The sequence below is a fragment of the Streptococcus cristatus ATCC 51100 genome, from assembly GCF_000222765.1.
GTDB classification, from domain to species: Bacteria; Bacillota; Bacilli; order Lactobacillales; family Streptococcaceae; genus Streptococcus; species Streptococcus cristatus.
In genome coordinates this window covers 197,305-209,736 of the sequence record NZ_AFUE01000005.1, presented here as the reverse complement: position 1 = coordinate 209,736, position 12,432 = coordinate 197,305, and the positions used below count along the sequence as shown (strand labels likewise).

Here is a 12,432-nt window from a genome sequence, read left to right as displayed (position 1 = left end):
TAGATGAATAACACAGAATTCAAAAAATATCAGTGAAAAGTCTAAAAGTATAAAAGCAGAGAAATCATTTTACAAGAATTCAAGGATTTCCAATTTAATCCGGATAATTTTAGAATTGAAACACCTTCTGCCAATAGAAGTCATAAGTTTGAATAGGAGATAAGATGGATATTTTCGATATTGTTCAAAATGGGACATATAATGAGTTTATAGAAAATTACAATGGTGACATAACACAAATTGATAAATATACAAAACTGAATTTGTTATGTACAGCAATGCTTAACGATGATTTACCAGAAGAGAAATTGAGAATTATTAAATATCTGCTGTCTGAGAAGGCAGAGATAAATTTTTTGTCAAAAAAAGAAAACAGAAATGCTCTTCATTATTTCTTCCAAGCCAATTGGCGGCCTAAAATAGCATATGCATACGAGGTGGTAAAATTACTCGTTGAGGCAGGAATTGATGTAAATGCAGTTGACAAATTTGGTTCTATTCCGATGACTTACTCAGTGACGTTATTAAAATTAGCAACGGAAGAGTTAGACCCTCTATATAAGCTTTTACTAGAGGCCGGTTCGGATTATAAGTTAAAAAATAAATCTGGTAAATCGTGTTTAGACTATGCGGAAGAATATTCTTGGAGAAGTAGTCTGCTTGATATTATAAAGGAGTATGAAGATGCTAGAAATTAATAACAATGATTTTGGTGGTTTTGTCGTTTCAAACAATATTCTTGATGGAAAAGCTATTAGCTATTCCTATCGCGAGAAATCTGCTATTCCACAATTAAATGGCTGGACACTGTTATCAATCGAAGATGATGAAGCTTACCTAGCTAATTCAAAAAATTTCACAATTTTAGGAGCAAATAGCATTGTAAAAATTGCTCCTGTTATGTTGGAAATTTTTGAAGCCCCATACGGCACCGACTTATGCTGGTTATATGAGGAAGACGTTCATTTAGGATTTTATGATTTGGTGGGAGATAGAGAAACTACTATCGAGGAAATCATTAGCTGAATATAGGAATGACGGAGAAAAACTAATGAGAAGACAGGAATTATTAGATTTTTTGAAACATAATAGTAGTAAAGCGAAATATTATTCTGTACACTTAAATAAAAAGGTTTTAGAGCAGTTTGCGATAGGATATTATCAGGATTTGAGTTCAAATAGATTTATAGTGTATGAGGTGACTGAACGTCAACAGTTACATGAAAAAGTTAGTTTTGAAAGAGAGGAGGACGCTATTAAAGAATTATATGAGGTTGTGAAATTTAGATGTAGGATTAAAAGCGTTCCTATTCAGTTAGATGTTTCAGAAATTGATGCAATCGGAACGAGTGATACAGACTTGGAACTTTTATTAATAGATGGCAATCTTTGGCTTCCAGATACCGAAGAAGAACATTTGTTGAAGCTTCAGGAAAAACTCAACAACTATATCTACTTCCTCGAAAGCAAGCAGTATCTGGCACGTTACGGTGATAACTTTGCTAAAAAAGTCATCCATATCACCTTCCAATATTCTCCATCTGATAATGGACTAGCCTTTCTCGCCGCTGTTCAGAAAGTGTTACAGCCGACTGATATGAGCTTGAAGATAGAATTACCAGAGTAATAAAGGGAGCGGAAACGCTCTCTTTTTGTGGTATAATGAGACTATATTTATAAAAAGATTATTTAACAGTTCTAAACAGTGAACTACTTATGCCGACGATTGGTACAAAAGGGTATTCTTACGATGATTTTCTATCTGCGATTGAACGTCAAGGCTATTATGAAATAAAAAATCCACGTGTATATAAGCCTGACACTAATGAAACTGATGAAGAAAAGGTAGAGAAGATCCTTAAGGAATTTAAGGAAAAATACTACAATCCACCTAAAGTGGTAGAACAATAGCAAGCATCATGGTGGATGTGAGAGTTGTAGAGAATTTTAAATGACTAAACAAGAACTAATAAATTTTATTAATAAACATAGAGATAAGATAGGGGCATTTCATATTGCGCTTGATGAACGATTTGAAGGTCAATTTACTTTGGGATACTATTATGATGATAAGCCTAGGAAGTATAAGGTTTATGAAGTTAATGAACGTCAACGTGTCTGGATTAGAGATGAATTTAAAAGTGAAAATGATGCAATAGAGCGACTTTTTCGTTTGATAAAAACAACATTTTGGATAAAAGAAACTCCAATTCTATTAGATGATACAGAAATCGATTGATTAGAAACAGTGTTATATTTTTCATTGAGCATACTTGTATGAAGGGAAAAAGGTGTATTACTAAATGAATCAAATGAAAGCAAATGGTTTTATTATAACAGAAGAAGACGGAAATTATACTATGTCCTGGATGACAGGAGGTTTTCAAGATAAAGAAGTTAGTTATCCAGTTAGTAAAGAATTAGTTGATAAAGCTTTAAAATCAGAACAGGATGCTTATGAAGTTGAACTGTTCTTAGAAACCGGAGAATGGGTGACTAAGGAAAGCAACGAAGCGGCTAGACAAAATTATTTTAGGTCATCACCTGTTCGCGTTTTAGTAAATCCACCATCTATTAAGCGGTTGTTTTGTGAACGAGAATTTATTGAGTTGCTACAAGAAGGCATTTCTTCAAAACTAAAGTCAACTGAACTTGATGCAATTGGTACAGTTGATAATCATTTGGAACTTCTTCTAGTAGACTCTCTCGAGTGGCAGGAAGAAATTGAAGCAGTCCATCTGGAAATTCTGCAGGAAAAAATTAACAACTATATCTACTTCCTCGAAAGCAAACAGTATGTGGAACGATACGGTGATAACTTTGATAAAAAAGTCATCCATATCACATTCCAGCATTCTCCATCTGACAATGGCCTAGCCTTCCTAGCAGCTGCTCAGAAAGTCTTGCAACCTAAAAATATGAGCTTGAAGGTAGAATTACCAGAGTGATAAAGAGAGCGAATTTAGAGGAGACGAGCATCTTCTCTTTTTTGTTTGCGACAGACCTTATCCTCCCATCGGCGCTCAATGTTTAATATTCAATATGGTATAATGGGACAAGGTAGATGGACGACTAGTCTAATGATAGGAGAATGGGCAATTGAAAGCTAAAAAAATTGGTGTTATCTTTCTAATTTTAATTGGTGTATGTAGCCTTGTTGTATTTGGTATTCGAGAGTTTGAAAAACAAGACTTATCTAAATATGAATATTGGATTGTAGATACAGAAATTACGGATTATGAATTTATTGAAAATGGGAAAATTATCACAGTTGATTGGCACAGTAAAAAGGAAGTCAATCAACAAGTAAGTGTTCTTGATAAAAAACCTAAATTTGGCTCTCCAGGGCGAATAGCTGGTAGTCGTTTCCTTGTTTCCTATGCGGCGCGATTAAAAGCAAAATCTGCCTGGAATGCAGTGCGAGATGATTTTCCTATTCTAGAACAAAATTATCCAGATAAGGGGGAATATTGGAGAATAAATGTCTATGACACTAAGGATGAAAAATTAGACAAGAAAGTGTTGGATGTATTTGAGATCACTAGAAATTATAATGAGAACTATTATCCTGCTTTTATATTAAATAAGTATTCGATAGACAGTATAGATGGTAAGGAATATCTAACGATTTCTTTACGGAAAAAAGAAGATACCATCACTGACGTCAGAGACGAATCCAAATTACTTAAGAGATTGATAGACTTAGAGACAGGAAAGATTGTAGATATTGACCCGAACAATCAAAAAAAGAGTTCGCCTAAAATTGGACTTGGTTCGATAGATTCCTTTTCACAGCTATTTGAGGATCATGATTTTTATGTTAGCGATAATGATATTCATTTTTGGAAACTTGGAGATAATACAAAACACTGGCTCTTAAATAGAAAATACCCGAAATCTATGGAAATAATTTCTAAAAATCCTGAAACAAGCTATATATATAAACTTGCATCTGATGATGATTTGCAAACGTCCATAGATATGATAAAACTCGTTTTCCCAGAGGGTACGAATATCTTTAAGGATATCACCATTCCAGCGGCTAGTTCAAAAGATGGACAGGAGCATCTGATTCAAAGCGAAGAAGAGTTCTTACAATATTATAAATCCAGTACGGAGGAAGAATGAAAAGACTGATAAAATCAAAATTAGTTCAAGTCATACTTCTTGCACTCACTATCATAGGCCTATACTTTGCTTATCAGGCATATCGTAGGCATGAACTTACTCAGTTTGTTATGTGGAGTCCAAGGGCAAAAATTGCAAGTTATGAATTCATGGATGACAACAAGGCAGTAGCGATTGATTGGAATAATGATGCGGGGTTAAAGGAAGCAGAAGAAGCTAAAAAATATGATTCACGTATCAATGTAAACAATCGTCAAACAGCGACCAATGGTGAACGTTTTATTGTTCGCCAGAGTTACAAATTAAAATCAGCTACGTATAAGTATTGGATCCTTGAAGAAGACGCGGTGCCATATTTGAAAAGTAATATTCCAGAGCAGGGAGAGTACTGGTTGTTAGACGTCTATGATACGAAAGATGGGACAATCAAACAAAAAACCTATGATGTATTTAAGATGGTGAGAGAATATAATAAGGATTATATTCCAATTGGAGTTGCTGAATCATCAAAATTATTACAATCTGAGAATGAAAAAGATTATTTACCCATAAAAATGGCTGTGAATAGTGAACCAAGTGCTAAAACTTTTATAGGTATAATTGATTTGACGAGTGGAAAAATTTTATCTGAAACACCATCTGGAAAGTCAGGCAAAGAGTTTTATGATGTTTCTCAAAATACAATAAAAAATAGAGACGATTTTGAAGATATAATCAATCAAAATGATGGACTTTCAAGCCAAAATTTTACTTTTGATTCATCTAACTTCAGCTTTAAAAAACCAGTAGAAAAATCCCAACACATGTCTTTGGCAAGCAAATATCCAAAGGTATTTGATATATTGAGTAAAGGGTTGTTATCTGAATTATATTTCCTCGGAAAAGAAGATGTTCATTTTGAAATCTCTCTCTTAAAGCTAGTCCTTCCAGAGGGTACAAATATTTTTAAGGATATCACCATTCCAGCAGCTAGTTCGAAAGATGGACAGGAGCATCTGGTTCAAAGCGAAGAAGAGTTTTTACAATATTATAAATCCAGTACGGGGGAAGAATGATGGGACAAAAACGAATATTACCAGAGCATGTATAAAGTGTGAAGCAAGCTTTGAGGCATGAGTGGTAGAAAAGAAGAGCTCCAGTTTGATAGAGCTTTCTGTAATAGCATCTAAGGATGCCTTAATAAAAACAATAGGAGGGTGGTTTAGTTAGTGGCAAAGAAAAATAGAAAAAATAAAGCGAAGATTACTGATATAGAAAAAGAAAGATACCATGGTCCTTTGATTACAAATGGCGTCAGTTTAGGATACATTAAGATTTATCCATGGATAAATTTACCATTTTGCTCATTTTTCTTTTACTGGGCCCTTATAGGTGAAACAGGAAGTCGTCAGGGATGGATTAAAGTTCTATTTTTGACTTGCGTGATTCTTAATGTGGTAAGTATGTTGTTTGGTTTTTCTAAGTTGCTGATCAATCGATTTAAATTTTTAACCTACATTATGATTGCTTTGCTTACTTGGACTACATTAGTTTGGACCGATTTTATAGGAATGTTGATGTTTATAACAATAGGAGATTCAAATAGTATAGAGGGAATATATCAATCCCCTCTCACTCCATTTTATGTTATCTTTATGTTATTTCTTTTTATCTTTGCTTGTGGCCTCTATGCTTGGTACTATATTCCAAAGAATCAAGGAAAAGTCTGGGCTTTTAATCAAGTAAAAGAGGGAGATAGAAAGAAAACATGGTGGAATAATTTTGCTATAGCTTTCGCTGGGGCAACAATCATTCCCTCCCTCCTAACAGGCTATATTCAGATTGCTTTTGGTGTTTTATTGGGAATTTTATTGACCTTGACCCTGCCAGCTGTCATGGTAGATGCAGTTTATGCAGCTATTTATGTAAAAAAGCACCCTGATAGTGATGAATTAGCTTAAAAACACTCCCTAGGATGGTTTGGATAATGGAGGATATAAATGAGATTATTCAATTATACATTTGAAGAAAGTCAATCTTTTGTTAATGAAGATATTATAAATAAGGTAAAGACTAAAGGGAGTTATAAAAGATTTATAGGATTTGCATTGTTTTCAATCTTGCTATATGTTTTATCTTTAGTAGTTCCTGTACTATTAAGCGGTGATACTATATATTCTACACAAAATTTTAGTTGGTTCAATTTACCTTTAATTATTATGTTTCTTATGTTTTATATCGTTTATATTATTTCTTCTATAAAATATAGAAACAATCCAATGATTTTAAAATATATAACTTTTTGTTATATGCTTTTGTTAATATTCATAATGGAAATTTGTTTAACTTTATCAATAGCTTCACGAAGAAATCTTCTAGGAATTCTATCGGGATTTCTGTTTGTAATTGTCTGCTATTATCTCATGAGAACCGTTCCTAGAAAAATAAGAGAATCGGTAGAAAAAAGAGAACCATTTGTTCCTTTATCAGCTTTGTTTACAGAGAAAGTCTCTGATGGCCTCATTTTTATAGGGGGAACGGGAATTACTGCTTTTTTAGCACTATTTGATCGTTCGACAGGAAGTGATACTAGGGGGGCAATCAATGCTATTGTCACACCTTTTGTGCCTGCGATTCTTTTATTTGCTGTATATGTCTTTTCTATTGACCTTCTGAGAGGCTATTATCTTTTTAAATATTCTGAACAATATCGAAAACAATTCGGCTACTCAGTTAAAGATTGGTATGGTGAAAAGTCGAAAGAATATAAAAAAAGCCAAAATAGTATGACAGAGTGAGAGGCATTCCAAAAGTTAGACAAAAAATCTAACTTTTGGGTCTCTTTGTTTAGTACAAGAGTAGAGTAATTATAGAGGAGACAGTTGCCTTCTCTTTTATCTCCATTATTCAGATTTTTTTGCTCGTCAATCTGTCAATTAGATGATAATAAGAACACTGTTTATTTTGTAGAAATCTTATTATATTTCTATATTCTAAAAAGATAAAATTTTCTCTACTCATTCCCCCCTTATGCTATAATAGTCTATAGAAAGTCGAGGGAATGATGAAGAAAATATTATTAGTGGTTGTGGTGCAGGGAGTGGCCTTGTTTGTGATAACGGGTCTGCTCTGTTATTTTATGCGAGGGGATTTTTTCTTCCGTGCTTTGGCGCCGATTTTTGGTCTGGCAGCTGGAGCCTTTCGCTTCTTGACAGCCATGGTGACAAAAACGCTGGCTCCTAGTCTTTATGAGGATGGGAAGAAAAAGGAATAATCTATATGGCATTAGCAGGTCTGGGGATATTGCCTCTAGACCTTTTTTATAAAAGAGGCACTGGAAATAAAGACTTTTAATTTTTTTCAGAAAAAGGACAGGTAGGGGGGCTTTCCTAGGCTCTTTGTGGTAAAATAGTAACAGAATTAAAATTTTGGAGAGTAAAGATGAAACGTTCAATGTATGCGGGACGTGTTCGTAGTGAGCATGTCGGTCAGGAAATTACTTTGAAAGGTTGGGTTGCCCGCCGTCGCGATTTGGGAGGCTTGATTTTTATTGATCTGCGTGACCGCGAAGGCATTATGCAGCTAGTTATTAATCCTGAGAGTGTTTCAGATGAGGTCATGAAGACAGCTGAGAGCCTGCGCAGCGAGTTTGTCATTGAAGTGACTGGTAAGGTAGCCGCGCGTGAGCAGGTCAATGACAAGCTGGCTACAGGAAGTGTAGAGCTTCACGTGGACAGTCTGATAGTACTGAATACTGCTAAAACGACTCCTTTTGAGATTAAGGACGGGATTGAAGCCAATGACGATACGCGCTTGCGCTACCGTTATTTGGATCTGCGTCGCCCAGAAATGCTAGAAAATCTTAAGTTGCGTGCCAAAGTGACTCATTCCATCCGCAATTATTTGGATGAGCTGGAGTTTATCGATGTAGAGACACCATTTTTGACCAAGTCAACGCCTGAAGGAGCGCGTGACTATTTGGTACCGAGCCGTGTCAACCAAGGTCATTTCTATGCCCTGCCTCAAAGTCCACAGATTACCAAGCAGCTGTTGATGAATGCTGGCTTTGACCGTTATTACCAGATTGTCAAGTGTTTCCGAGACGAGGACTTACGTGGAGACCGTCAACCAGAGTTTACACAGGTGGACTTGGAAACTTCCTTCCTATCTGAGCAAGAAATCCAAGACATCACAGAAGGCTTGATTGCCCGTGTCATGAAGGAAACCAAGGGAATTGAAGTGACCTTGCCTTTCCCACGGATGAAATATGACGATGCCATGGCTCTCTATGGTAGCGACAAGCCAGATACTCGCTTTGACATGTTATTACAGGACTTGACAGAGCTTGTCAAGGACGTTGACTTTAAGGTCTTTTCCGAGGCACCAGCTGTCAAGGCGATTGTGGTTAAGAATGCGGCCGACAAATACTCGCGTAAAGATATTGATAAGCTGACAGAGCAAGCTAAGCAGCATGGAGCCAAGGGACTTGCTTGGATCAAACTTGCTGGTGGAGAGCTGACTGGTCCTGTTGCTAAGTTCTTGACAGACCTGTCAAGTGAGTTGACAACTGCTTTACAATTAGAAGAAAACGACTTGGTTCTCTTTGTGGCAGATACCTTGGATGTTGCCAACGCAGCTCTAGGCGCTCTTCGTGTCCGTTTAGGTAAGGAATTAGGTTTGATTGACCCTGCTAAGTTTAACTACTTGTGGGTAGTAGATTGGCCAATGTTTGAGTGGTCTGAAGAAGAAGGCCGCTATATGAGTGCTCACCATCCATTCACTCTGCCTCAAAGAGATTCTGAGCAGGAGTTAGAAGGAGACCTGAGCAAGGTTCGTGCAGTTGCCTATGATATCGTACTCAATGGCTATGAACTAGGTGGTGGTAGCCTACGGATCAACCAAAAAGATCTGCAGGAACGTATGTTTAAGGCTTTAGGCTTTTCAGCTGAAGAAGCGCAAGACCAGTTCGGCTTCCTTCTAGAGGCCATGGATTATGGTTTCCCACCACATGGAGGTCTGGCTTTGGGTCTGGATCGCTTCGTCATGCTTTTGGCTGGTGAAGAAAATATCCGTGAAGTCATTGCTTTTCCTAAGAATAACAAGGCTTCTGACCCAATGACGCAAGCACCAAGCTTGGTTGCTCCTGCACAATTAGAGGAATTAAGTTTACAAGTAGAATCACATGAAAAAGACTAGTTTGCGGAAACTTTTTCGCTATTATCTTCATCGCTTTGCCTATCATGTCAAGTTGCTAGAAGTTCTGAAAAGTATTTCGCGTGAAAAATATGATGAGAAATTTTCAGCCTCTCTGGTATACGGCTTTCTCTCAGCAGTAGCGGTCAATTTCTTCTTTCAGCCGGGTCATGTCTACTCAAGTGGTGCAACAGGTTTGGCGCAGATTGTCTCGGCTTTGAGTGGTCGCTTTATCGGCTTTACCATTCCAGTTTCCATTACTTTTTATGCGATCAATATTCCACTGATGATTTTGGCTTGGTACCAAATCGGGCATAAATTTACTGTTTTTACTTTTATCACTGTTTCGATGAGCTCGCTTTTTATCCATTTTGTTCCAGAAGTGACATTGACGACTAATCCCATTATCAATGCCTTGTTCGGGGGAGTTGTCATGGGGACAGGGATCGGCTTTGCCCTCAAGTCAAGCATTTCAAGTGGAGGGACAGATATTGTTAGTCTAACCATTCGCAAGAAAACAGGCCGTAATGTAGGCAGTATCTCCCTGATTGTCAATGGGATTATTATGCTGATTGCTGGTCTGACCTTCGGATGGGAATACGCTCTCTACTCAATGATTACCATCTTTGTATCTAGCCGTGTAACGGACGCTGTTTTTACCAAGCAAAAGCGGATGCAGGCCATGATTATCACTAGTCATCCTGAAGAGGTAATTAACAAGATTCACCACAAACTCCACCGCGGTGCGACCATTATCAATGGAGCGGAGGGAACTTACAATCACGAGCAAAAGGCGGTACTGATTACAGTCATTACCCGTGCCGAGTTTAGCGAATTTAAGTACATCATGAAACAGACGGATCCGACCGCCTTTGTATCCGTATCTGACAACGTACATATTTTAGGAAGATTTGTAGAAGAGTAGTCTCGATTATCGACATTGCTAGTGGATCTTACTCAAACGCAATGCTTCCATTTATACATAAAAAAGGAACAAGTTCAGCTGGATGTTTTCCCATCCAAAATGAACCTGTTCTTTTTTTATAGTTGTTGCTTTATTTCAAAACCAAGACTTGCTTAGCAGGAACTGTATAAGAGTCTGCTAGCGGGGCGATTGGTTTTTTAGCGTTAATGTGCGGATACTGAAGGTGGATGCTTTGCTTCATTTTATTTTCATAAGTCGCTGCTTCAGTACCAAAGTTAATCAAGATGGTCAGCGCTTGTTTATCTTTTTGAATCTTATATTCAACGAGGCTAGGGCTGAGCCATTTGACCTGACAAGCTTTTCGAATAGCAGAGCTAGTTGTCAGAGTCAGAAGCGGATGAGCCTTTCTAAAGGCAATGAGTTGCTTCAAAAATTCAATGTCTTCAGTGTAGTGAAGTGAGCGCAGCCAGTCTAGCTTGTTGATATCATCAGGCAGGTTGTAGGTGTTGTCAATCAGATTCTTGGTCCGATAAAATTCCTGCCCGCTGTGGAGGAAAGGCACCCCTTGTGCTAAGAGAACGATGTGCAGTGCTAGACGAGAGTTAGCTAGGCGCTGACGGAGGCTGATATTTGGATTTTGAATATCAAAATAATCAAACACCGTTGCATTGTCATGGCATTCTACATAGTTGATCGCCTGATGAGGCGCTAGGAAATGTTGCTCTCCTGTCAGGCCGACATTGGCTGTCAGGACATTTTCTAGCCAGCTGGTCGCATGCTCTTTGTCCAGTCGGCTACCTTGGACGATGGTTTGCTTGATCGTATCACGGAAATGATCGCTGAAGAATCCATACTCAGGTAGTTGTTCAGCGTTGAACTGATGAGCTAGAAGGTCGCTATCAAGACCGGTAGGCATCTGCCAACCTTCTCCGTAAAGGTAGATGTTGGGATAAATGGCTTTTAGTTCCTCAGCGATTTGCTTCATGGTGGTTATGTCGAGAATGCCCATCAAGTCAAAGCGGAAACCGTCAAAGCCGTAGAGGCTAACCCATTGCTGGACGGATTGTTGGATATAATGGCGCACCATAGCTTTTTCGCTGGCTACATCATTTCCGCAGAAGGTGCCATTTGTCCGTAGGCCTTGCTCATCGAGACGATAGAAGTAGCCTGGCACAATCTTCTCAAAAGCATAGGCATCTGCCTCATAGACGTGATTGTAGACGACATCCATGATAACGCTCATATCAGCCTGGTGATAAGCTGTAATCGCGTCTTGTAGTTCAAAGATACGGCTATAGGGATTGTGTGGGTCGCTTGACAAGCTACCTTCAGGAACATTATACTGGACGGGATCATAGCCCCAATTATAAACGAGCTCGGGGTGTTTTTCGTCAACACTGCCAAAGTCATAGACTGGCATAAGCTGAACGTGTGTAATGCCTAAATCCTGCAAGTATTTTAGACCAAAAGTGTGGCCGTGTACGGTTGGAGATTCGGACAGAGAAGCAAATTTACCAGGTTGTGAAAAACCAGCTTCCTTTTGCATGGAGAAATCACGCACGCTCATTTCATAGATAACGGCTTCTGTTGGTTTTACTTGGCTGGCAGCCCGATGAATAGGTTTGCTAATCTTTTTGCGATCAATGACATAACTATGACCAGAGTTGGCATCTGAAGAGAGGGCGTAGGGGTCATGTACTTCTACCCATTTTCCGTTCACCTTATGGATATAGTAGTAGGCCTTGCCTTCTAAGTCCCCAAGGACCTGCGTATGCCAGACGCCCCTATCTTGCCTTTGGAGAGGAATAATTTGCTCTTCCAGATGCAGCAAGACTTTTTCTGAAATAGGCGCCCACAGTTTGAAATCTGTTGCCTGAGGGCTATAGCTAGCTCCCAAGTCTCTTCCCTGGTAGCTAAATAATTCATCAAAAACTGGCTTTTGGACAATGTGACGATACTGGAGAATGGTGTGATTGCGATCCTGATCATAGACTGTGTAGGATTCAGTCAAATCAATCGGGTCATTGACTGAAAGGGTGTAGACAATCTGATGTTCTTGATTCTCAATTTTTTTGATAGTCAAAGGACTAGAGCTATGCTTGTCCTCTAGAGTAAAGTGGATAGAATAAGCGTCAAAGGATTTTTCCAATTCGATAGTGATGCTATTTTCATCATCTAAGTAGGCTTGGAAAATACGATAAACCATG

Annotated in this window: 14 protein-coding genes and 1 pseudogene; 14 read left to right on the top strand and 1 reads right to left on the bottom strand. The window is 38.1% G+C overall.

The features are described from left to right. Positions 1-57: 57 nt before the first annotated feature. From HMPREF9960_RS09960 to HMPREF9960_RS02925, 14 genes and pseudogenes are all read left to right on the top strand, one after another. Positions 58-156: pseudogene (locus tag HMPREF9960_RS09960) on the top strand (GH-E family nuclease); the annotation flags it as partial. A gap of 8 nt (positions 157-164) precedes the next feature. After that, entirely contained in the window at positions 165-698 is a 534-nt protein-coding gene (locus tag HMPREF9960_RS02985; RefSeq protein WP_005591452.1) for an ankyrin repeat domain-containing protein, read from the top strand. Further along, on the top strand, positions 685-1,026 hold the full coding sequence (locus HMPREF9960_RS02980) for an immunity protein Imm33 domain-containing protein (RefSeq protein ID WP_005592105.1): 342 nt from the start codon (positions 685-687) through the stop codon (positions 1,024-1,026). Before HMPREF9960_RS02985 ends, HMPREF9960_RS02980 begins: the two co-directional genes overlap by 14 nt. Before the next feature lie 25 nt (positions 1,027-1,051). Beyond that, positions 1,052-1,627: a DUF6572 domain-containing protein gene (locus HMPREF9960_RS02975; protein WP_005591454.1), complete on the top strand. Its 576-nt coding sequence runs from the start codon at positions 1,052-1,054 to the stop codon at positions 1,625-1,627. Between the two features lie 89 nt (positions 1,628-1,716). Continuing rightward, positions 1,717-1,911: a hypothetical protein gene (locus tag HMPREF9960_RS02970; protein WP_005591455.1), complete on the top strand. Its 195-nt coding sequence runs from the start codon at positions 1,717-1,719 to the stop codon at positions 1,909-1,911. A 40-nt stretch (positions 1,912-1,951) separates the two neighbouring features. Continuing rightward, positions 1,952-2,239, top strand: a complete 288-nt coding sequence (locus HMPREF9960_RS02965; protein WP_005591456.1) for a hypothetical protein — start codon at positions 1,952-1,954, stop codon at positions 2,237-2,239. Positions 2,240-2,303: 64 nt separating this feature from the next. Continuing rightward, on the top strand, positions 2,304-2,948 hold the full coding sequence (locus HMPREF9960_RS02960; RefSeq protein ID WP_005591457.1) for a DUF6572 domain-containing protein: 645 nt from the start codon (positions 2,304-2,306) through the stop codon (positions 2,946-2,948). A 151-nt stretch (positions 2,949-3,099) separates the two neighbouring features. After that, positions 3,100-4,128: a hypothetical protein gene (locus tag HMPREF9960_RS02955; protein WP_005591458.1), complete on the top strand. Its 1,029-nt coding sequence runs from the start codon at positions 3,100-3,102 to the stop codon at positions 4,126-4,128. Continuing rightward, positions 4,125-5,183: a hypothetical protein gene (locus HMPREF9960_RS02950; protein WP_005591459.1), complete on the top strand. Its 1,059-nt coding sequence runs from the start codon at positions 4,125-4,127 to the stop codon at positions 5,181-5,183. Before HMPREF9960_RS02955 ends, HMPREF9960_RS02950 begins: the two co-directional genes overlap by 4 nt. A 153-nt stretch (positions 5,184-5,336) precedes the next feature. Next, positions 5,337-6,068, top strand: coding sequence for a hypothetical protein (locus HMPREF9960_RS02945; protein ID WP_005591460.1), 732 nt, complete (start codon positions 5,337-5,339; stop codon positions 6,066-6,068). A 39-nt stretch (positions 6,069-6,107) separates the two neighbouring features. Then, positions 6,108-6,905 (top strand): hypothetical protein, encoded by a 798-nt coding sequence (locus tag HMPREF9960_RS02940; RefSeq protein ID WP_005591461.1) that lies wholly within the window; start codon positions 6,108-6,110, stop codon positions 6,903-6,905. A 263-nt stretch (positions 6,906-7,168) separates the two neighbouring features. Then, positions 7,169-7,381 carry a hypothetical protein gene (locus HMPREF9960_RS02935; RefSeq protein ID WP_005591462.1) on the top strand — a complete coding sequence of 71 codons (213 nt, stop codon included), beginning with the start codon at positions 7,169-7,171 and terminating at the stop codon, positions 7,379-7,381. Positions 7,382-7,548: 167 nt separating this feature from the next. Then, a complete protein-coding gene (aspS, locus tag HMPREF9960_RS02930) occupies positions 7,549-9,303 on the top strand; it encodes an aspartate--tRNA ligase (RefSeq protein ID WP_005591463.1) in 1,755 nt (584 codons plus the stop codon). Then, positions 9,290-10,225 (top strand): YitT family protein, encoded by a 936-nt coding sequence (locus HMPREF9960_RS02925; protein ID WP_005591464.1) that lies wholly within the window; start codon positions 9,290-9,292, stop codon positions 10,223-10,225. The genes aspS and HMPREF9960_RS02925 overlap by 14 nt, the downstream gene beginning before the upstream one ends. 130 nt (positions 10,226-10,355) lie before the next feature. On the opposite strand, the gene pulA is transcribed toward HMPREF9960_RS02925, so the two are convergent. Further along, positions 10,356-12,431 (bottom strand): type I pullulanase, encoded by a 2,076-nt coding sequence (pulA, locus tag HMPREF9960_RS02920; protein WP_005591465.1) that lies wholly within the window; start codon positions 12,429-12,431, stop codon positions 10,356-10,358. Position 12,432 lies beyond the last annotated feature (1 nt).